Source organism: Anaerobacillus alkaliphilus, assembly GCF_004116265.1.
GTDB lineage: Bacteria > Bacillota > Bacilli > Bacillales > Anaerobacillaceae > Anaerobacillus > Anaerobacillus alkaliphilus.
Map to the genome: position 1 here is coordinate 12,296 of NZ_QOUX01000026.1, position 21,702 is coordinate 33,997.

The following is a 21,702-nucleotide window of genomic DNA, read 5'->3' on the forward strand; positions in this document are numbered from 1 at the left end:
TCACTCCCCTAACAATACCTATATTATAGCGTCTGATATTCCTTTGTTAAACACTTTACAGACGCCTCATCCGCAATGATCGTAATGTTCGGGTGGTTCCTTAAGACAGTTGCAGGTACCGTCTCACTAACCGATCCCTCAATCACCTCACGCAATGCTTTTGCTTTTTTCTCACCGGATACTAGTAGCAAAATCTCGCGGGCCTTCATGATCGTCTCAATCCCCATCGTAATTGCTTCAGTCGGAACGTCAGCTAGACTAGGGAAATAACGAGAGTTAGCCACACGAGTCGTTTCAGCAAGCGTGACAACATGCGTCTGACTCGAAAAAGAAGTCCCAGGTTCGTTAAACCCGATATGACCATTCTCCCCCAAACCTAGAATTTGCAAGTCAATTCCGCCACTCTGACGAATTTTCTCTTCATATCTGAGGCATTCCTCGCTCGGATCAACCCCTGCGCCATTCGGCAAAAATGTTTGGGCTTGATTAATATTTATCTGGCCAAATAAATGATCGTTCATATAGTAATGGTAGCTATTCTTATCCGTTGCCGCTAGACCAACATATTCATCTAAATTAAACGTTGTCACATGTTTATACGACGTCCTATTCTCTTGAAAATCCTGCACAAGTTTACGGTACGTCCCTAAAGGCGTCGAACCCGTTGCGAGCCCTAAGACAGTCGTTGGCTGCCTGCGTACTTTTTCAATCATTCGTTTTGCAGCAACGAGACTAAGCTCCTCGATATCTTTGACCACATTAACCTTCACAGAGATCACCTTCTTCTTTTTGAAAAACTAGTTGACCACGACAAAACGTCATAATCACATCATCAGCTTCATTTAAGACAACTAGATCCGCGTCTTTACCAAGAGCAATACTGCCTTTACGGTCGAAAACCCCTAATTTTTTCGCCGGATTTTCTGCTGTCATCTTAACAATGTCCCGCAGCGAACAACCTGTGTAAATCAGCATCTGTTTCACAGCAGCATTCATCGTTAGAACGCTACCAGCAAGGGTTCCGTCAGCCAAGACCGCCTTGCCATTCTCTACGGTTACTGACTGACCACCTAAATCATAAACTCCGTCGATACATCCTTTCGCACGGATCGCGTCGGTGATTAAAATCAGCCGTTCACTGCCAATCATCTCATAAGAAAGCTTCACAACATCAGGAGACACATGGAGCCCATCAACAATCAGCTCAGCGGTTACTTCCTTTAGCAAAAATGCCGCGCCGACAACGCCTGGTTCCCGATGATGTAAGCCGCGCATTTGGTTAAAAAGGTGGGTCGCATGGCTTAGACCTAAATCAGCTGCCTGTTTCACTTCAGCAAACAGAGCATTTGAATGCCCCACGGAGGCTACTACACCTGTATCCGCTAAGTACCTAGCAAACCCTTCACCACCAGCAAGCTCTGGAGCAAAAGTTACCAACTTAATATTATTACCAGATAGCTCCTGCCATCGTTTAAATTTCTCCACATCGATTTCAGAGATATGTTCTCGTGGCTGAGCACCGGCCATATCAGCATTAATAAACGGTCCTTCTAAGTGGACGCCCAGCACCTCTGCATATCTCGAATTTTCATAGGTTGCTACATTTTCAAGCGCAGCTTCAATTGCACCATCCGCTTGCGTAATCGTCGTCGCTAAAAAACTAGTTGTTCCCTCCTGTGGTAAATAGGCTGCAATCGTATCTATCGACGCTTTTGTAGCATCCATCATATCTGCACCATTTGCACCATGAATATGAATGTCGATCATCCCCGGAATGATTTTATAACTTGGCGGCAGGATCAATTCTTCATAGGAACCAGCTAGCTCTTCACTGCCGACATACGAAATTTTTTCTCCTTCAATCACCAACACACCGTTATCAATCGTCCTGTTTTCTTCATAGATCGATGCTTGTCGTAAAACGAGCGTTTTCACGTCACTCATCCTTTCGCAACTAAGGACGCATTCACAGAGGCATCCCAATGAAGCTCAATTCCTCTTTCAACTAATAACTGTTGAAATTCCTGTAAAAGAAGGCGATCCTCGCGTACCTGTCTTGGTGAAACATTTTTCCGAATCGCAAAACCAGCTAAATAACCTACCGACTCACCTATATTCCACTCCACCGGATGAACCCGAATACATCCATTGGTAATATGTGTCGCGCCAATATTTTTACAAGCAGGAAGCAAATTTTTCACCCGAATTGGAATTAAACTCCCTAATGGAATTTCAAACGGATAACTTTCCGTGTAGAAAAATTGGCCAGTCACGGTCGTCGGGTGCAAATCAATATGATACGAACCAACCCCTACAGAATCTTCGTACTCTTTAATTCCATCTGAACCACGGGCTTCTGCATTAATATACTCTTCAACAATCGTAAACTCCGCTTTGATCCGGCGTGACTCACGAATATATGGATGCATCGCTAACCCATCTTCTGTTCCCAATATGTCTGGACGTAAGCGTAGTCCTGGATAGCCTTTGCCTCCATCTGGTCGAGGTGCTTCCGTTTGTAACCAGTAAAGAACAGATAAGCTGAGTTCACGAGCACCTTCTAAGTGCTTCCTACGTTCTTCTGCACTAACATCTATAATCGAACCTAACCAATAGTCATTTTGTGGCCAATTGATTAAAGAAATATCTCCATCGTAAAACCCTTCTTCATAAATCGAACGGTCAATAATTCGACGATAATCCCAAAGCCCCCATAAATCCTCGTGATGGAACATCTCAAATGGCTTTGATCGGCCTGTCGAAGCATCTGGCGCATACCAACTTAACTGTTGATGACCGAGAAAGGGCGCTTGGTACTGTTTCCAAAACTCGTATTGCTCTGGCTTATCAATCGTATGATCTTCGCCTTCTAAGTACTCAACCGCAAACACATGTGTAATTGACTGCATGTCTTGTGGATTAGCTTCCTTAGGAGCATGATATTCTCCAGTGACACTTTTTGCTTCGGCACCTGTCACATACTCAACACCAGCAAGTGGTAATAAGTCGCCACACTCTGTCGCATCTAAGAAATATTTCCCGGTCAGGACTAGTCGTTCCTGATTAGAACGTTCTATCGTCACCTGTTTTACCACGTCATCTTCAACCTGAGCAGCGACTGGAACGGTTTCTAACATGATTGTCAGCTTTCCATTACTTAGATAAGGCATCAGCATGTCATACAAAATCGCGAGGGCCACTTTTGGTTCATGAGCAAGTCTACTAACCCAGCCATTTCCAGGATTTAATAACGGATTGGCTTTTGCCTCCTCTTTCAATGGATAATTCGTGCGATAATAGTCTCGAACGCGATTACGAAACTCGCGATATGTACTGGTGCAGCCGAACTGTTCAATCCATTTATGCTCATCAGGAGGGACAGCCTGGCTCGTCAACTGACCGCCAATCCATTTCGTTTCCTCCGTCATAATGACCTTGTTGCCTAATTTAGCAGCGGCCAAAGCGGCCGTACAACCGCCAATACCGCCACCAATGACGACCACATCCGCGTTTATCTGTTTTGTCATCTGACTGAACCTCCTTATTGTTTCTTTCCTAATTCCAATCCAATTTCAAACGTCCGGTTCCACGGTAGATAGATGTCCGTAACAGTAACTCCTACTTCAACCCGCTCTAAAAACTCACCGGCATGCTTTTCAAAACTCGTAGCAACAACCTCTAACAGTCTCGGATCGGCATCATCGACCTGCCTGCGCACTTCTTGACGGACAACCGCTTGATAAACATAGTCATCTAAAAACCGTAACGCGAGCTGTTCTACTAATCTCGCTGAACAATCCTCGCCTTTTACCCGTTGCAAATGCACCATTGCTGCCTGAGCGACAACCGTTCCAAGCGTATTCCCAGCTGTATTCCAAGCCGCAAACCCTGACAAATCAGCTACAGCTATCTCACCAATTAATCGCCTCACAAGTGCCGGGTCTGCCCCATTGGCATAAGCAACATCAGCAATCGCCACGGCCTTGCCTTTCGCTAAGTGATGCTTCACACGCAAAATCCATTCACCGATGTTCCGATCTGGCGTATCCACCTCACCTAAAAACTTCTGCAATGCCAAGTCCCCTTGACGCTTCCCAGGGACATTTACCGCTAACACAATATCCGCTTCCGCACTTGAATCCACCGTATAACTTCCAAAGGCAAAGATTTGCCCTTTCACCGATTCCACAATTGGACGATCCTCATACATTGCACTAGACAAGGCACCTTTTTCCCCACTAAACATCGGATAAAATAAAGGCACCTTTACACCTTCTAGCGCATAGATCATTCTCGCAATTAACACTCCAGCAACTTCATCCGCGCCTGGATAGATGAACACCTTCGAGAATAACGAACGCTCCGCCACTTCTGCCGCTAGCTTTTCTTGCTCGCGAATGTTCATTCCGTATTCCGACGTATCATCCTGCGGGAATACTAGGATATCAAGAACCCCTTCTTCCACCAGCTCAAACAACGACATATTTAAGTTGAAATTCTTCTGTCGAGTCGCCTGGTAATCCTCCAAAATTGCCACTGGAATTTTCGCAATCAACTCTTCCACTAACACTCTCGAGTCTTCACAACCCGTTTTCTCAAAGCGATGGGAATAGTAGGAGTAAGCCCAGATCTCTTCGCCGTACTCACTCCAATACTCCTTCTCCTCTTCGTTAACATAATTATTTGAAATGCGCATCGTCGCACTAAACACCATCATTTTTTTCTCAGGATACTGAGCTTTTAGCTTTCGTAACACCTGAAACCGCTCCAGAATAACCGACTCAGACTCTGTATTGATCCGTGATGGAACCAATCCACCATAACCAATCATGTCCGTGGAAAGAACGAAACCGTCCACTTCCGTAGCGACCGACTCTAACCACAGCTGTAACACATCGACCTTACCCGCTGCTTTCAAAAATCCTAACTGTTCTTTTTCCGGCACAAGTACCTCCCAGCCACCAATCGCTGCCAATTGCCTTGGCAATTCACGGGTCACTGGCCTTGCATCAACCGGAATGAGGGCTAGCTTTTTGTTCATCTACTTCCCCTCCTCAAACTCAAGCCTGAACGTCGCAATCTCTCGCGGCGCCAATCGGTAGTCAGACTCCACTTCCTCACCGTTCAACTTCACCTTCGTTACCTTCTGAACCCCACGTAACTTAAACTCCTCATCCTCATCAGTCGGATTCCATAGTCTGAGAAAAATAGCATTGCCAACCCGTCTAAGTGAACTCCATTGTAATCGCTCATTGTCGATCTCGACCATTCGTTCATTGGCCGTAGCCAGCTGACTACCGCGAACAAATTTTGGCGGAACACGGAACTGATGCGCTCTTGTTGCTAGCTCGCCATTGGTTTCATTGGCAATCGAAATCGCGTAGGTAAAGCTATAAGTGCCAAGGCATTGTCCTTCCGGAGTCGCCATATGTGGACCAGCCCCGCCACCTCTCGTACGCAAGTCGTCACGCGATAACCAACCAACACTTCGAATCACAGTAACATCTAAACTGTCATCGACAATCTGGTATTCTTGCAGTCCACGATGAATAAATGCTAACTCTTCAACTCGTACAAACGATAAACTTGGCTCAACAACGACAGGAACCTCCTTTTGCTTCGGTGCGTCAAACTGTTCTTCTTTTATCGCAGGTCGCTCGACCACATCAAAGGCAGAGTCGCTATAGGTTTTTGTAATTTCAGAACCTATTGGAAACTTCACGCGCAAGCGCTGGTCTTGCGCGTGATTTTCCACAGAAATCGTAACATTCGCTTGAGGATTGTTCGCAGTCACCTGTAGCGATACATCAATTCTATTTTTAACAAGAGTAGTAGAAGGGCCTGTGCGCTCTTCATTTAATCCACTAGGAAGCTCTAACTCTAATTGATAGGTTAGTAGCTCGACACCGGCAGCTTTTTGAACAAGCGGTCTACTCGCCAAACGAGCAACGGAAACCAAATCATTGACCGGTGGCGAATAATTGTATTCATCACCAGCATCTAACGAGCTATAAAACTGCTGCAAACCATGATAGGTTTTTCCTGTTTCCTTGTTCGTCATTGTCAGCGTTCCATCTTGCTCAAGCTGGATCAATAGACATTCATTTTCAATCAAGGAATCTTTAACTTTAGTAAACACATTCGCAGTTCCTTCAACCACTTCAAAAGACGTTAACGAAGTCGCTGCAAGCTTGGCTTGAAACCCTATCGTCATAAAGGTGCCATCGCGAAACTCTGGAAAGCCATCAAGCGGCGATTCAAAATAACGGCCCTGCTCAGTTGCAAGAATGGTAGGTTGATAAATGTTGCCATCACGATCCTTTAACTGGAAACTTTCAACACTCTTCTCTAACCAAATCGTCCCTTGCACCCAGCCCGAAAAAAAGCGAGGGTGTGGGTTAAATACAGTAAACACAGAGTCATCACGAAACGGCTTCCAAGCACCTGTACCCGAAATCGTAGGATCAACAATTCCTGCGTTCGTTAACGCCTCTGTTTGCAGAGACGCCAAGCGTTGCTCAAGCTTCATCGTTCGTGTTTCCATTTCACGGTGAACCTCGTCAACGCTACAGCCACAAATGCTATCGTGCGGATGATTTTTGATCAGAAGCTTCCACGTGTTTTCTAGATAACGGTCAGGATGATCTTCGGCTTTTGTCGTTAACGCTAATAACGGCTCGGTATAACCCGTTAGTTCATCTTCCATTCGTTGATTTTGTTCTTTTAAATACGTCCTTGTTGAAAGGACATTAGGTAAAATATAGGCTTTTGCATTGGAACGCATTTCACCTACATGAGTAGGAAGATCGTTCCCCGCCTCTCTTTGTAGCTCTCTAATGAAATTCTCATAGGTACTTTCGATAAACTCGACATCTGCAATATCCAACTCTGATATTTGCGCTGTCTTATTTCCGTATTGCGGCATCAGGTGATCACCACCGTTCGTCAGTAATAGCTGAGACGTTGTCGCATACGGCTTAATTTTTTCAACATAGTTAGTCAATGCTTCTGTTGGATTTTCGCTATCTAACAAAGGCTGATAATAGCCTTCTGGTAAAAACACAGTAAATACCTTTGAACCGTTTGGCGCCTGCCAATACAGTTCTGACTGATTAGAATCTAAGCCGCGCCAAAGCACGGCATTATCAATTCCAAATTGCGTTAATAGCTGTGGCATTTGACTGATATGACCGAACGTATCAGGCAAATACCCAACCTTTTGCGACTTTCCATACTGTTCCGTTTGTTTCAAACCGATTTCAAGGTTACGAACGAGTGACTCACCACTGACTAAAAATTCGTCAGCCAGTACGTACCATGGACCGATAATGATTTTTTCAGACTGAATCAGTGATTGCACACGTTCAGCCATGCTCGGTTCACAAACCTCTAAGTAATCCTCTAAAGCTGCCATTTGCCCATCAAGAACAAATTGTTTAATCTCGCCGTTTTCTAATCCAGTCACAATTCGTTTCATTACTTGAACGAGACGATGGCGGAATACTTCAAAAGGAAAATACCATTCCCGATCCCAGTGCGTCTGAAAAACAATATGACATGTAAAACGTTTTTCGGTCATCCTTTTACTGCCCCTTTCATCGCACCTTCAATGAAGTATCGTTGCGCAAAGATAAAGAAAATAATGATTGGTAAGACTGACAACACCGAACCTGCAGCGATATAACGCCAGTTTGACGTAAAGCTTCCTGCTAGTGCATTAACTCCTAGTGGTAATGTGTACATGCTCGTGTCGTTTAAGATAATCAGTGGCCATAAGAAGTCTCCCCACGCCATCATAAAGGTGAAGATGGCTAAAGTTACGGTTGCTGGTTTTACTAGAGGCATAAGGATTTGCCACCAAATTCGAAACGAGCTTGCTCCATCCATCCGTGCTGACTCGTCGAGCTCAAATGGGATTGTGATAAATGCTTGGCGCATCAGGAAAATTCCAAACGCTGTGGTTGCATGTGGCAAGACAAGTCCTGCATAGGTATTTTGTAAGCCAAGATTTAAGGCTAAAATGTAAATTGGGATCATTAATAATTGAAATGGGATCATCATTGTACTAATGATCAGGATAAACACAATGTTTTTCCCTTTAAACTGCATTCGCGCTAATGGATAAGCAGCCAATGAACAGAAGAGTATGTTCAGGAGAACCGTTAACACCGAAACAACGACACTATTAAACAAGTACTTCCAAAACGGGAAAAACTCCATCACTGCCACATAGTTGCTTAAGGTTGGGTTTTCTGGGATAAACACAGGTGGATATTGAAATATATTTTCGCTACCTGATTTTAATGAGGTAGATAAAAGCCATAAAAATGGACCGATCGTTATAAAGGCTATGAATAATAGAACTGCGTAAACTGCTATTTTTTTCATGATCTCTGTGCCACTCAATTTTTTGCGTGGTTTGATGGGCATTGTCGTCTTTTGCTTGGATACTGTTTGTACTGGTTTCATCTTCGCCTCACCCCTTCACCGCATCTTCTTTTTTACTCATAAATTTAATATTTATAATAGAAAGAACTAGTGTAATTAAGAATAAAACTACCCCAGCTGCACTCGCATAACCCATTTGCAGCTTTTCAAATGCTTCTTGGTAAATGTAGAACACAAGTGTTTTTGAGCTATTCAGTGGTCCTCCACCCGTCATCACGTAAATCTCTTCAAATACTTTCATCGCTGAAATTGAAGACATTATTGTCACAATCATAATGGAAGGCATCAGCAATGGAATTGTAATATGAATAATCTGCTTCCATTTGTTAGCGCCATCAATTTTCGCTGCTTCATAAAGGTGAGACGGGATTGACTGAAGTCCGGCTAAGTAAATCACCATGTAATAGCCTAAACCTTTCCAAACCGTTACCGCCATAACGGCGAAAATTGAAGTCGATGTTGAGGTGAGCCAGTAGACAGGTTCTTTAATAATTCCTGCAGACTCTAGTAGATAATTCAGTACACCGGTATCAGCGTAGACCCACTTCCACATAATTCCGACTACAACCATTGACGTAACAACAGGTACGTAGTAAGCCGAGCGGAAAAAAGAAATTCCCTTTAGTGGCTGATTTACCAATATTGCTATGAAAATAGGAATAATAACAAGTGCAGGAACAACAAAAATTAAATATAGAAACGTTTGACCTAATACCTTCCAAAATAAATCATCACCAAATAGTTTTTTATAGTTATCAACGCCAACAAAGTTAGCCTCTTGGATCATATTGTAGTCTGTGAAGCTTAACCAAATCGCTTGGAGCATTGGATAAAAGATAAATGCTCCTAAAATGATACACCCTGGTAATAAAAACAAAAATGGTGTAAACGGACTTCTGCGCATCTTAGTTCCCTCCTTCTTTCACATGGTCGAACGCGAGCTTAGCAGCTCCCAACATCCCTGCATCATTACCTAGCTCGGCAGGGAAAACTTGCAAATGAACGTGATAGTTTACTAGTTTATCGAGAAGCAACTGCCACCAAATCTCTTTAGAGTCAATGACCCCACCACCAATAATGACTGCCGTTGGATCAAACGTTATTGAAACATTATAGATGGCTAGTGCGAGGTGATCGATATAGGTATCGATGATCGGGGCAAGTTGGAGATCACCAGAGGCGTACTCCTCAAAGATTTCTTTTCCGTGTAGATAGGTACGATTTGTTGCTTTGTTAGTCATCGTCACGAGGGCTGTTCCTGAAAGGTATTGTTCTAGACAGCCTTTCATCCCACAATTACAGGGGCGCCCATTCGGAATAAAGATCACATGTCCCCATTCGCCCCCTTGGTAATGACCACCATTGATAATTTGTTTATGTAGTGAGTTCGCACCGCCAACACCTGTGCCAAGTGTTAGCATCGTTACCGATGTGAGGGTATCGTCATTGGCAACAGCTCCTTGCCATAACTCACCAAGTAAAGCGGCGTTCGCGTCATTTTCCACAACTACTGGTAGCTGATAGCTCTTTTCAAGCTCTTGTTTTAAGTTCACACCCTGCCAACCAGGTAGGTTAGCTGTCGCATAGACGACTTCACCTGTGTGGACGTTTATTCTTCCAGCCGAGCCAATCCCAATGGCGACTATGTCAGCAGAGAGGAGACGGTCAATAACTGAGTATATACAGCTTAAGATACCCTCTCTTCCTTTTGAAACGTCTGTCGCTATCCTTTGAGATGTAAGTACCTCACCTGTTTCTGTAATGACACTTCCCTTTACCCCCGTACCACCCACATCAATACCAATTACCTTCTTCATGCGATCCTCCTGTAACGGGGTCAGACCCCCAGTGTGTTAGTGTGCTAAAGCATGTAACTGTCTATCCCGATACACAACATTAATAAATTTTTCCGACTACTGCTTGAGCTGTTTTTTGTTTCATATCAAGGGAGAAGTTCTTATCTCTTAGAGCGAGGCCAGTACATAAGATATCAATGATAAATAACTGAGAAATTTTTGCTGCAAGTGAACCGCCTTCTAACGGTGACTCTTTGCCTCCACTAATTAAAACGAAATCAGCTGTTTTTGTAATGGGTGATCGAGCATAAAACGTAATCGCCACAACCGTCGCACCGTTTTCTTTTGCTAACTCAAGCGCATCGATCGTGTCTTTTGTGCTTCCTGACACACTCATTCCGACAACGATATCACCGTGGCCTAACGTCGCAGCTGTCATCGCTTGAATATGCGGATCAATAATCGCATCAACCCTACGACCAATTCGTAAAAAACGATTTTTGGCATCTAACGCCGTAATCCCTGAAGTTCCCACCCCAAAGAAATGGACCGATTTAGCTTGATCTAATAATTGAATAATTTTTTCCAAGACTGCTTCATCTAGAAAATTAATCGTCTCATCGATGGCATTTTTCGTATATTGTGCGATCGACATTGGTAAGCTCGTCGGCTTTCCATTGCCGTTTTCATCTTCCTGTGACGTTACTGTTAAATCTTTGGCAATCGCTAGTTTAAACTCTTGATAGCCTTTCAAGCCAATTTTTCGACAAAAACGTAAAACTGTTGCATCTCCTACTTCAGCAGCATCTGCCAAATCTGTTACGGAGTAATAGATCACTTTTTCCATCTGTTGCAAAACGATGCTTGCAACCTTTTGTTCCGACTTTGTTAAAGACGGATAATAGCTACTAATCATACCGGCTAATTTACTATTGGATTGCGGCACTTGAATATCTGTCATGTTACACCCTTCTCTCTACCTTCGTGATCATTTTTACGAAGCTTTCAGTAATAAGCTGCGGCCTTGTAATCGCTGAACCAACGACAACTGCATAAGCACCTTTTTCTAACGCTATCCTCGCTTGTTCAGGGGTCGAAATGCGCCCTTCAGCAATCACAGGAATTTTCAATTCTCGCGTCAATTCTTCGATCAGTTCAAAGTCAGGACCTTCTAGCTGTCTTGAGTATGTCGTGTACCCTGACAATGTTGTTGAGACACAGTCAGCGCCAAGCTTTGCTGCTAGTTTCCCTTCCTCAAGTGTTGAAATGTCAGCCATTACTAATTGACCTTGACTCTTCAAATATCGAATGAGAGTTTCTAATGACTCTCCATTCGGACGATCTTGAAAGGTTGCATCTAAAGCTACTACTGTCACACCAACTTCAAGCAACTCATCTACTTCTTTCTTCGTTGCTGTTATATATACGTCACTATTAAGATAATCCCTTTTTACTAATCCTACAATCGGTAAATCTACTTCTTGTTTAATTGCAGCGATGTCATCTGCCCCATTTGCCCTAATTGCGACAGCACCACCAACGGCAGCTGCACGTGCCATTTTTGCCATTATCTCAGAACCATAAAGCGGCTCATTTTCCAAGGCCTGCGAAGAAACAATTAGCTTCCCCTTTATCTTTTGAAAAAAATCAGCTCCACTTTTCAAATAAAGCACCACCATTCCTATTTATACCAACCAATTTTCGCTATTTTCGTAAAAACATTGTTACGGCAACAATAAAACCAACAATTTTTATCCGAAAATAGTACTTTGTAAGAAAAACTAAGGCTTACCATCAGTTCTTACCTTCATTAAGATCTTTTTAGAAGGGCGTCCTCCAGGCAAGCCTTAATTTTTCTTGTTACATAAACTTTGTAAAGATGCATGCCAAACCTTTTGCATTCAGTACGAAATCAGACTTTTTAAGAGAAAGGAGAAAGGGGGAGAACCCCTTTCCCCTATCCTGCTATGCTTATTTAGATAAGATACTATTCCATTTCTCTTCTGCTTGCTTCACAGCTTCTTCAGCTGTCATTTGTCCAAGCATTGCAGCATGTAATGCTTCGTTCATAGCTCTACGTAGATCTTCGAAGTTAGCCATTGGAGGTATTAACACTTCACTATCACGTAATTGGCTAGCAGAAACTAAACGCGCTTTATCAATTGGAGTTGGATCTGCAGGAAGCTCGTTAAAGAACGGGTCATCTAATGCAGTTTCAATTGACGGTAAGATCGGAACAATCTTGTCGAATGTTACTTGGTTCTCAGCATTTGTGATAAATAATGAGAATAGAACTGCTTCTTCTTGGTGTTCACTTTGCTTAGGTACAACTAAGTTCATAGCTGCTGTATTTTTCTTGCCAGTTTTACCTGTGATTTGTGTTGAAGTTTTTGTCGCTTCTAAAATATCAGGAGCATTTTCAGCAACGATATTTAAGAATTGTGGACCAGAAGCTAAGATTGCGATTTGACCTGCTTGATACATATCAACTGCTTTCCCATGACCTTCAGTTAAAACTTCACGTGGAATTAAAGCGTTTGTATAAAGATCAACATAATATTGGAATGCTGCAATACCGTCTGGCGTATTGAACATTGCTTTTGTTTGATCAGCGTTCGTTAATTCTACACCTTTCATCACAAGCGCTTCAAGGAAGTGACTTCCGTCTAACGCTGGGAAGAACGCAAATTTACCTGTATTTTCTTTAATTGCTTTTGCAACTTCTGCTAACTCGTCAAACGTTTTTGGAGCTTTTTCAGGATCTAAACCTGCTTCTTCAAACATTTTTGTATTGTACATTGTAACTTGTGAAGATAAGTACCAAGGAATACCGAATGTTTTTCCATCGAATTTGTTTGAGTTCCAAACTCCTTCAAAATATAATGAGCGGATGTCAGCAGGAACCATTTCATCCATGTTTACTAGAGCATCAAGTTCAGCAAGCTTAGAAGCGAACTGAGGGTTTAAGTTAGCTACGTCTGGAGCTGTTTTTGAAGCAACTGATGCAAGGATTTTTGTTTCCATGTCACCCCAAGGAACGTCTACCCATTTTACTGTAATATGAGGGTTTTCAGATTCAAAATCAGCGATTACACCGTTAATGTAGTCATCAAATGTTGGTGACAATTGCATCGTCCAAAACTCGATTTCCACTGGATCTTTTGTTTCAACTACCTCTTCAGTAGGTGCTGGTTGTTCCGTGTTATTGTTCTCTGTTTCTTTTTCTGTGTTAGCATTGTCACTACTACAAGCAGCAGCAAATACCATCAACATCATAACTGCCAATGCAAGCAAAAACTTTCTTGTCTTTAACATAGTCTTTCATCCTTCCCCTTTTTAAATTTTAAAATTTGTTTTATACCCCAGCCAAGCGGCTAATTGTATAAAAAATATGATAAGGCTCTAGGTAAATCCTGTCGCCATACATCCCATAAATGATCTGTGTTATGCTCTATATATGTAACATTTGCACCTCGATTTGTAAGTAAGTCACTCATGAGGCGATTGTTAGATAAGATATGCAACGGTTCATTCGTGATTGGTGAGACAAAGCTGTCTTCCTTTTCACCTACCATTTGATAGATGCTCCATTTAGACATTAAGTTCTCTACCTGTTGAAAATTCTCATTTGTAAAAGCGGCAGATTGGAAAAGAAGATGTGTCCATAGATTTGGTTGTTTAGCAGCAATCGCTAAGTTCACCGCTCCTCCTAACGAGTCTCCGAGTAACCCTCGCTTTTGTATGCGCTTTCCTTGTGCCGAAAAATTTTTTTCAACTTCTGGTAGTAACTCTTGATAAAAAAACGATAGATACGCTTCGTGCTGATTTCCATTTGGATGGTAGTAGTCGTATCGTTCTTGTGATCTTCCTGGCGGGACCAAGATGATAGCTAACGCACGTTTGGCTGTTTCGTACTCTTGGAGAAGTTCTCCTATGCCACCAAGCTGTAAATAGTCATCACCATCTTGAACGAATAGTAGATCTACTTCTTGTTGATCTCCACTCTGATAAAGTTCATAGCGTTGCTCTCGCTTCAACCATTCACTCCACAATCGTTTTGTTTCCAAGGAGCCATCTCCCTTTCCACTAGGCTATCTTTCTATAAGACTACTATAACACACATGGATATTTTTGTGAATACTTTCTCCAAAATTAATTTATTTGATGAAATAATACTCCAAAATAGACAATTGATTAGAATACTCCTGGAAGGGGTTTCCCCCTATCCAGGAGATTATTTATTACTGTAATAAGTTGAAAATCACTTGGGCACTCTCTGCACGATTGGCATGTTCCGTTGGACGGAACTTTCCATCATTGCCTTGAATTAAGCTTAGTTTAGCTGCGATAGCTACGTACTCCTTCGCCCATGAACTTACATTAGCAGCATCATTAAAGGAAACGGCTCCGCTCGCTACTGCTTTCTTTCCTGTTTTATACTCATACGCGCGAACAATCATGACTGCCATTTCTTCGCGAGTAATTAAGTCTTCTGGAGCAAATTTGTTCTCGCCTTTACCTTTGACAATTCCAGCTGCTGAGGCGGCACTTATTTCTTTGCTATACCACTTCGTTTGAGCAACATCAGCAAACGAAACGGCCTCTTTAGCTTCAGGTAACCCAAGAGCTCTCACAAGAAGTGCTGCAAACTCCGCTCTTGTGACATTGCGTGTAGGTGCAAACTGATCATCATTAATCCCTTTGACCACATGCTTGGCTGATAACTCCTGAATAACTTGGAATGCCCAGTGAGTCGTTGGGACATCAGTATAAACTCTTTCGTATTCTAAGACAGCAAATGTACTAAAGTGAGAGACAGTAGCCGTGATGGTGCCTTCTACGATGTTCCCACGTTGGTACTCCAACGAACCGTCTTTTCCTAGATAATAAACACCAACGAATTTTTTCTTCGCATTTGGATCAACAGCAAGTGTTATTTTTACTGGCTTTTCAAAGCTTGTAAGCTTATGAGTTTGACCGTTTTGTCCTTTTACAAATAACTCAAGCGTAACTGCATCGCCAGCTACTTTTGTCGTTACATGTTTCTCTTTTGAAAGCTTGAGGCTATCTTTCGCTACTTTTTCTAATGAAAGCTCAATTTTCCCATCAGCTAATTTTCCAAGTGAAACAAGTACCTCTTTAGGAATTTCAAGCTTTACAAACTCATTTTCTAACTCAACTATTTCCGCAAGAGTTCCAACGTTCCCCGGTAAAATGACAGAATTTCCAACTTTCAAGCTAACTTTACCTTCTTTTACACGACTTTGAATGTCAGCTTGTGAAAACTCTATTTTTACAGAAGGAGTCGGATTGTACACTGGCGGTGGGTTAGTACCTGGATCTTGTTGGTTTGGCTCTTGACCAAAGGCATTCCAACGCTTATACGTGACTAAGTACAACGTATACTCTAAATCTTCTTGAATTCGTTTTGTTACTTCTTGATTGGCAACTAAACTACCAACTTCGCTAATCAGCTTCTGAAACTTTCCTTCTAGTTTTTTCAGCTCACTATCAATCGTGTAATCTGTTACTGAAAGAAGCTCTGCTAGCGCTTTTTCAACTGCTTCATGCTCACTAGCTGTCATTGCATCTCTTGCAACATAGATCGTCTCCATTTTTGTCTGGATGTTTTCTAACATTCGCTCCACTGATTTTTGAACATCCGTATCAGGAACAATAGCTTTTGTTCGAAATGGTCCATCGCTTAAAGCGTTTAACATATCGTCGAAGAAGCTTTTCGAGTCAAACATCACAACACCATGGGCCCCTGCTTCACGTACACCAATCACCTGTTGAACAATATCCTTTGGCGTTAGCTTTAAGTATGGAGCGATACCTGCATAGTTGACGGTTTTATTTTCCATCAAGTTGTGCATGAACGTTACATCATCTTTTACTTGCTGCGGGCTTGTGTAGTAAGCCATTGGCGCGATAACATCTAAATACCCTTTTTCAACCCATAATGGCCAATCTTGCATTTTCCCGTTTATCGCATCACTTACTTGTGGAAAAATTGCCGTCGACAACGCGACATCTGGGTTAATTTCTTTTAACTCGCGGTGAATACGCTCAACGAACGTCGTAATATTATTTTGTCTCCATTGGTCCCATTTCTTTTTCATTTCATGATCTCGGCTAGGGATTTCTAACGGATCCATCCCATACTCTTCTTTAAATACGTTACGGCTATAGTCATCATAGCTATAGTCGTTGCCAAACCCACCGTTCGGGTAACGGATATAGTCTAACTGAAGTCCTGGAACATCATATTTCGTGATCATTTCTTGATAAAGCTCTGATAAGAAGTCACGAACCTCAGGGTGAGCTGGATTCATGAAGATATAGCCAACCTCTCTTGTAGACGGACGTTCTAACTTCGTGTTTAATGCTTCCCAATGAGGATTTTTCGCTAAAATAGGCGAATTTGGTGTAAACGTTGTGTGACCTACATAGAAGTTTTCGACCCATAGGTGAACTTCAATGTCACGTTTTTTAGCTTCATCAATAAACATTTGCAGAATGTCGACACCAGCAAACTCTGGACGCTGCTCAGCTACTTCACTCGGATAAATGACATATCCGTGGTAGAACGTCTCTAAGTAAAGCAAGTTAATGTTGGCCTGTTGGAACTTATCGAGTGTCTTTTGTACATCAGCCAATGTTTTTTCCATCGGACGGTGCCAGACACCACGACCTTCAACTGGAATTGACTCAATCGTTAAGTAATACGCTTTTTGTGCTAACACATTCGCTTCACGAGCTAAGTTAATCCCGGTTAACTCATCTGTTTCCACCACTGATTTAGCATGATCTAGCTTTTGTTTTACTACCTCTAATGCTGCTTCTGCCTTCGCTTCATCAATATCGTAAAATTTTGTTACGGCATTGTCGAAGCTTACTTTTGCTTCTTCATAGGCAATCTGGGCAATTCGAAGGTACACTTCACCATCAACGATGATTTTGACTTCCTTCGTCTCACGATCGTACTCGACTTTTGCTCCAACAACGGTATTTTGATTTAACCAATCACGAGCGACCCCATGACCTGAGACAACAAATCCGTTCTCTGGAATTTCCTTGTTGTAGCCACCTTTATCAACTATATAGCCATCAACAACAACGATTTCTGTTCCATAAATGTTCGTTCCTGTTGTCTTTTTTCCGTATTGTGGTGTGTAAACGATCAATTGATTAGGGCCACGGTACCCATCATAAATTGCTCCACCAGGATTGTTTTCTGGTGTTGGATCAATCGCGTTAGCTACTTTTGTTAGCTCTGTACGTGGATCGTAAACAAAGCCTTGTAATTCGACCTTATCACCGACTTTGAAATGGTTCAGTAGCTGATTACGCAGCTGCATTGAACCTGATCGATCAATCGCTGATAAAACGTATCCATTCATAGGAATGACTGCGTTATTGCTATGGTCACCCTCAAGTCCATTTACTACTTGAATGACTTCTCCACCATCAACAACAATCTCCACACCCCAAGGGCCTGTTCCTGTTGTTAATCCAAAATCAGAGGTGTATAAAATTAATTCGTCTGCATTTCTGTTCCGGTTGTTGTCTGTAATAATGACACGGTTTTCACCGTTCGAGATGGCTGCAACACTAGGTGGTAGTGTAATACCTTCTAGTTTTACTTCGTCCCCTACTTTAAAATTGTCTGTTAAGACAGCACGTTTTGTACCATGGGCAGATAAAACATAGCCGTTAATTGGAATGGCTGAATTGTTTCGGTTTCCTTCACTCGTTGCCCCGTTCACAATTTCCGTCACAATGCCGTCTTGGACAATGACTTCAACGCCCCAGTTTCCTGTTTTTGTCGTCATTCCAAACGCTGCAGTATAAAGAACTAACGTATCAGCATCGCGGTTTACGTTAACGCCTGATAACAATGAACGTTTGTTGTTTGGTGTTACGACACCATAGGGTTTTGGTAGTTCAATGTTTAGTAACTCAACCTTGTCTCCTACTTTAAAGCTATTGGCTAACTGATTTCTTAGTGTAGTTGAGCCTGATGGATCAATGGCTGATAACACATAGCCATTAATCGGGATATGAGCATTATTTTTACGGCTCGTGTCGTTTGTTAAAGCGTTGATTACTTCTTTCACAACACCATTCTCAACAACAACCTCAACACCCCAGTCACCAGTACCAGTCGTTAAACCATGTTTTGCATCGTAGAGAACAACTGTACCAGCAGGCCTGGTCCCGTTAATCTGACCAACCTCGATTAACGTTCCGTTTTGTAACAAAACACCTTTTTCTTCCTTCACTTCAGGGATTGTTACACCGTGAAGACGAATTTCATCGCCCACTTTAAAATTGGCTAACAACTTCGTGCGTAGATCTGCATTTCTTACTGACAACACGTACCCATCAACCGGAATATTCGCATTGTTAAACTGGTGATTAATCCCGTTGACAATTTCAATTACTTTATTTTTCGAAACTACAACTTCAATGCCCCAATCGCCAGTACCGGTCTTTGAACCGTGCTCGCGTGTGTAAACAACCGCATTATTCTCGGTCCTTGCTACGTTGACACCTGTTACTTCAATCACTTCTTTTGTTGCAGCAACCACTGCTTTTTCTGGTAAGTTCGGAATCTCGTATCCTTCCAAACTAACTTTTTTTCCAACTTGAAAATGATCTTTAAGGACGCCACGAGGATTTTCGGCGCTAGTTGAAGGCTCCCACGCATATAAGACAAACCCTTTTCCAGGGATCATCATGCTATCCTGGACAACGTTTCTACCATCAATCACTTGAGTGACAACACCATTTTCAATGGCTACGGCCACACCATAACCTTCTGTTTTCGTATGTAAGCCCTTTTCCCATGTGTACAGGGTAAACTTCCCCGCTTGACGTGCGTCAGGGTTTACTAGGTCAAGATTTAAAGAATAGGCAATTGTTTCACCGTCTGCTTGATACACATGCGCTTGCAATGTTTCAGTAATCGCAACTTCCTCGACTTGCTCCTCGGCTTCTGCCTCATCAAACTCTTCGGCAGTTGCATTCATAGGGAGATACCCTACCATCATGACGAAAATAATCATGATATTAATCATCTTTCTAAATTTCCTACTAATCAAAAGTCATTCCTCCTCATTTGGATTGCAAAACCATAGACCGTAAACGCTTACAAAGATAAATTTCGTAGATCACCCTTTGACATGCAACACTCCCTCCAAAAACTTTCAAACTACTAGAGCTTGAATTTGAGATTATCTTACCACAGTTTATGAAAGAAGTGAAATAAAATTCCAAAATTTAATATATTGTTGGTTTTTGACTCCGTTTTTATTTAGTATGGAGTAATGCTCCAATTGAGGGTTGTGGTGGTGAAAAGAGTAATACGCTGAGCGATGGTTGATGCCGAGGGTAAGTAGATGCTAAACGGAGGCTGGTGGGAAAAATTAAGACCTCTAAAATGGTGGTTGAAAGCGAAAAAAAGACCCTGCCGCTTGCGGTAAGGGTCAAACTAGTTTATGGATGTGAAACAATGATGGAGAGCTTTCCTTTTACTTTAAAATTTTTTAAAGACCCTGGCAACAGGAAATGGTCTCCTTTTTGAAGCGTGTAGCTGTTATCACCAACGACTAACTCTCCCTCCCCGGAAATGACACTGCAGATGAGAAACGGCTCAGTGATTTCCTGTTGCATCGCAGAGTTTACATCCCATTTATAAACTGAAAAATATTCAGTTTTGGCAAAGGTGGTCACTGTTCCTCCTTCGAGTTCCTCGCTCGTGATTTTTTGTTGTTGTTCTTGATGAGGAATGGTAGAAACATCAATCGCCTTTTCTAAATGCAATTCACGCTTATTGCCGTCTTGATCAAGTCGATCATAATCATAGACCCGGTATGTAGTGTCTGAGCTTTGTTGTGTTTCGAGTATCATCACTCCAGCTCCGATGGCATGAATCGTTCCACTCGGGACATAGAAGAAATCTCCTTTTGCTACAGGAACTCTTCGCAGGAGTTGATCCCAATTTCCGTTTTCAATCATGTTGATAAACTCTTGTTTTGTTTGCGCATGGTGACCAAAGATGATTTCCGCACCTGGCTCACAGTCTATGATATACCAGCATTCCGTTTTTCCAAGTTCACCATTTTCATAGTTTCTCCCGTACTCATCGTCTGGATGAACTTGAACGGAGAGATCTGTTCTTGCATCAAGGATTTTGGTGAGCAGCGGAAAGGCGGTTGCTTTGAAAAAGCTAAAAAGTTCCGGCTTCTCGCTCCAAAGCTCGCCTAAAGTCATCCCCTTATAGGTGCCAGCTTTGACAATACTCTGGCCATGAGGATGAGCTGAAATTCCCCAACACTCGCCTGTATGCTCACTAGGAATTTCATAGTTAAATTCGTCTCGTAATTTCGTTCCACCCCAAATACGCTCTTTGAAAACAGGTTCTAAAAAGATAGGTTCCATATTGCAACACTCCTTATGTAGTATTCTTTTGACCGAGCCGAAATTTCCACCCTATTTTTACATAAACTTGTAAATCTGTCTATAGGTATTGAATTGGGCGATGCTAAAGTAGGTCGGTCTACATACCCCTGAGTGTATTATATTACGTTTCGCTCATAAAACCTTCAGTTTGGACTGTAAATGAGCAATTTTGGACTGTAAATATTCAGTTTTGGATTGTAAATGAGTGAATTTGGACTGTAAGTTTCAAATTGAACACCGGTTGATATCTAGATAAAAATATTACCATGAAAAAAGCTAGCTCATTACTGATGAACTGGCTTTTTACATATAATTTTGACTAAAACCATACTAGAGAAATAAAATATATACCAAAAACAAGTAGAGGTTATCTTTTATGAAAAATCATCGCCAGTGGAACGTGGAAAAGAAAGAAGTAGTGAGTGTCGATCGATTTGAGGTCATTATCGAGGAAGGAAAAATTGGAGATGAAACACCCTTTCATTTTTCCTATGTTACCTTTGATGAGGGGGTTTGTATCCTACCTATCACAGACGATAACCAAATCGTCTGTTTGCAGCAATACCGTCACGCATTGAACGAATTTGAGTGGGAACTACCAGCCGGGAGATTAGAGCCGATGCGTGATTCTCTGGATATGGCTAAGCAAGAGCTGCAGGAAGAGACTGGTTTTGTCGCTAGTAAGTGGCGATCACTCGGTTATTTCTATCCATCCCCCGGCTCTACCAATGAAAAAATACATTTATTTCTCGCTGAAGGGTTAGTACAAGGCCAAGAAGCACATGAAGCAACCGAACAAATTGATGTTCATATCCTCTCACGGTCTGAACTCCTCGAAATGGTTTCCAGCGGTTCCTTTCGCCACGGAGCCGGGCTAGCCGCAGTTGCTCGCTATCTCGCAGGAAACACGGGCAAATAAAAACGTGCTACTGCCCTTCCCTGGGCGTAGCACGTTTTTTATAATTCGACAAATATCGGGTGGTGACAGGCA

The 21,702-nt window shown here is 42.3% G+C and carries 15 protein-coding genes; 1 reads left to right on the forward strand and 14 read right to left on the reverse strand.

All coding sequences use genetic code 11. The features are described 5' to 3' along the window. Nucleotides 1–23: 23 nt before the first annotated feature. The 14 genes from nagB to manA form a co-directional block, all read right to left on the reverse strand. Nucleotides 24–770: a glucosamine-6-phosphate deaminase gene (gene nagB / locus DS745_RS07155; protein ID WP_129077591.1), complete on the reverse strand. Its 747-nt coding sequence runs from the start codon at nucleotides 768–770 to the stop codon at nucleotides 24–26. Beyond that, nucleotides 760–1,944 (reverse strand): N-acetylglucosamine-6-phosphate deacetylase, encoded by a 1,185-nt coding sequence (gene nagA, locus DS745_RS07160; RefSeq protein ID WP_129077708.1) that lies wholly within the window; start codon nucleotides 1,942–1,944, stop codon nucleotides 760–762. The genes nagB and nagA overlap by 11 nt, the downstream gene beginning before the upstream one ends. Then, a complete protein-coding gene (locus DS745_RS07165) occupies nucleotides 1,941–3,527 on the reverse strand; it encodes an FAD-dependent oxidoreductase (RefSeq protein ID WP_129077592.1) in 1,587 nt (528 codons plus the stop codon). Before DS745_RS07165 ends, nagA begins: the two co-directional genes overlap by 4 nt. A gap of 14 nt (nucleotides 3,528–3,541) precedes the next feature. Beyond that, a complete protein-coding gene (locus DS745_RS07170; protein ID WP_129077593.1) occupies nucleotides 3,542–5,041 on the reverse strand; it encodes a DUF4127 family protein in 1,500 nt (499 codons plus the stop codon). After that, nucleotides 5,042–7,579 carry an alpha-mannosidase gene (locus DS745_RS07175; protein WP_129077594.1) on the reverse strand — a complete coding sequence of 846 codons (2,538 nt, stop codon included), beginning with the start codon at nucleotides 7,577–7,579 and terminating at the stop codon, nucleotides 5,042–5,044. Then, nucleotides 7,576–8,469, reverse strand: a complete 894-nt coding sequence (locus DS745_RS07180) for a carbohydrate ABC transporter permease (RefSeq protein WP_241657750.1) — start codon at nucleotides 8,467–8,469, stop codon at nucleotides 7,576–7,578. The genes DS745_RS07175 and DS745_RS07180 overlap by 4 nt, the downstream gene beginning before the upstream one ends. A gap of 7 nt (nucleotides 8,470–8,476) precedes the next feature. Beyond that, entirely contained in the window at nucleotides 8,477–9,352 is an 876-nt protein-coding gene (locus tag DS745_RS07185; RefSeq protein ID WP_129077595.1) for a carbohydrate ABC transporter permease, read from the reverse strand. A 1-nt stretch (nucleotide 9,353) separates the two neighbouring features. After that, complete coding sequence (locus DS745_RS07190; RefSeq protein ID WP_129077596.1) at nucleotides 9,354–10,265, reverse strand: ROK family protein; 912 nt, start codon at nucleotides 10,263–10,265, stop codon at nucleotides 9,354–9,356. A gap of 79 nt (nucleotides 10,266–10,344) precedes the next feature. Beyond that, nucleotides 10,345–11,205: a MurR/RpiR family transcriptional regulator gene (locus DS745_RS07195; RefSeq protein ID WP_129077597.1), complete on the reverse strand. Its 861-nt coding sequence runs from the start codon at nucleotides 11,203–11,205 to the stop codon at nucleotides 10,345–10,347. Between the two features lies 1 nt (nucleotide 11,206). Then, nucleotides 11,207–11,923, reverse strand: a complete 717-nt coding sequence (locus DS745_RS07200) for an N-acetylmannosamine-6-phosphate 2-epimerase (RefSeq protein ID WP_129077598.1) — start codon at nucleotides 11,921–11,923, stop codon at nucleotides 11,207–11,209. Between the two features lie 292 nt (nucleotides 11,924–12,215). Further along, the gene (locus DS745_RS07205; RefSeq protein ID WP_129077599.1) at nucleotides 12,216–13,559 is read right to left on the reverse strand and encodes an ABC transporter substrate-binding protein; all 1,344 of its coding nucleotides are present in this window, start codon (nucleotides 13,557–13,559) and stop codon (nucleotides 12,216–12,218) included. Nucleotides 13,560–13,618: 59 nt separating this feature from the next. Then, nucleotides 13,619–14,311, reverse strand: a complete 693-nt coding sequence (locus DS745_RS07210) for an alpha/beta hydrolase (RefSeq protein WP_129077600.1) — start codon at nucleotides 14,309–14,311, stop codon at nucleotides 13,619–13,621. 174 nt (nucleotides 14,312–14,485) lie between these two features. Then, nucleotides 14,486–19,351 carry a family 10 glycosylhydrolase gene (locus DS745_RS07215; RefSeq protein ID WP_129077601.1) on the reverse strand — a complete coding sequence of 1,622 codons (4,866 nt, stop codon included), beginning with the start codon at nucleotides 19,349–19,351 and terminating at the stop codon, nucleotides 14,486–14,488. Nucleotides 19,352–19,745: 394 nt separating this feature from the next. Beyond that, nucleotides 19,746–20,690, reverse strand: coding sequence for a mannose-6-phosphate isomerase, class I (manA, locus tag DS745_RS07220; RefSeq protein ID WP_129077602.1), 945 nt, complete (start codon nucleotides 20,688–20,690; stop codon nucleotides 19,746–19,748). A 397-nt stretch (nucleotides 20,691–21,087) separates the two neighbouring features. Here manA and DS745_RS07225 point away from each other — a divergent pair, with 397 nt between their 5' ends. After that, nucleotides 21,088–21,630, forward strand: coding sequence for an NUDIX hydrolase (locus DS745_RS07225; protein WP_129077603.1), 543 nt, complete (start codon nucleotides 21,088–21,090; stop codon nucleotides 21,628–21,630). The last annotated feature ends 72 nt before the right edge of the window (nucleotides 21,631–21,702 follow it).

What these genes read in the sequence shown, in the direction of transcription:
- DS745_RS07190 (WP_129077596.1), bottom strand. Translation starts at nt 10,265, where the DNA reads ATGAAGAAGGTAATTGGTATTGATGTGGGTGGTACGGGGGTAAAGGGA.
- DS745_RS07170 (WP_129077593.1), bottom strand. Translation starts at nt 5,041, where the DNA reads ATGAACAAAAAGCTAGCCCTCATTCCGGTTGATGCAAGGCCAGTGACC.
- nagA (WP_129077708.1), bottom strand. Translation starts at nt 1,944, where the DNA reads ATGAGTGACGTGAAAACGCTCGTTTTACGACAAGCATCGATCTATGAA.
- DS745_RS07205 (WP_129077599.1), bottom strand. Translation starts at nt 13,559, where the DNA reads ATGTTAAAGACAAGAAAGTTTTTGCTTGCATTGGCAGTTATGATGTTG.
- DS745_RS07225 (WP_129077603.1), top strand. Translation starts at nt 21,088, where the DNA reads ATGAAAAATCATCGCCAGTGGAACGTGGAAAAGAAAGAAGTAGTGAGT.
- DS745_RS07175 (WP_129077594.1), bottom strand. Translation starts at nt 7,579, where the DNA reads ATGACCGAAAAACGTTTTACATGTCATATTGTTTTTCAGACGCACTGG.
- DS745_RS07165 (WP_129077592.1), bottom strand. Translation starts at nt 3,527, where the DNA reads ATGACAAAACAGATAAACGCGGATGTGGTCGTCATTGGTGGCGGTATT.
- DS745_RS07195 (WP_129077597.1), bottom strand. Translation starts at nt 11,205, where the DNA reads ATGACAGATATTCAAGTGCCGCAATCCAATAGTAAATTAGCCGGTATG.
- DS745_RS07200 (WP_129077598.1), bottom strand. Translation starts at nt 11,923, where the DNA reads ATGGTGGTGCTTTATTTGAAAAGTGGAGCTGATTTTTTTCAAAAGATA.
- manA (WP_129077602.1), bottom strand. Translation starts at nt 20,690, where the DNA reads ATGGAACCTATCTTTTTAGAACCTGTTTTCAAAGAGCGTATTTGGGGT.
- DS745_RS07185 (WP_129077595.1), bottom strand. Translation starts at nt 9,352, where the DNA reads ATGCGCAGAAGTCCGTTTACACCATTTTTGTTTTTATTACCAGGGTGT.
- DS745_RS07180 (WP_241657750.1), bottom strand. Translation starts at nt 8,469, where the DNA reads ATGAAACCAGTACAAACAGTATCCAAGCAAAAGACGACAATGCCCATC.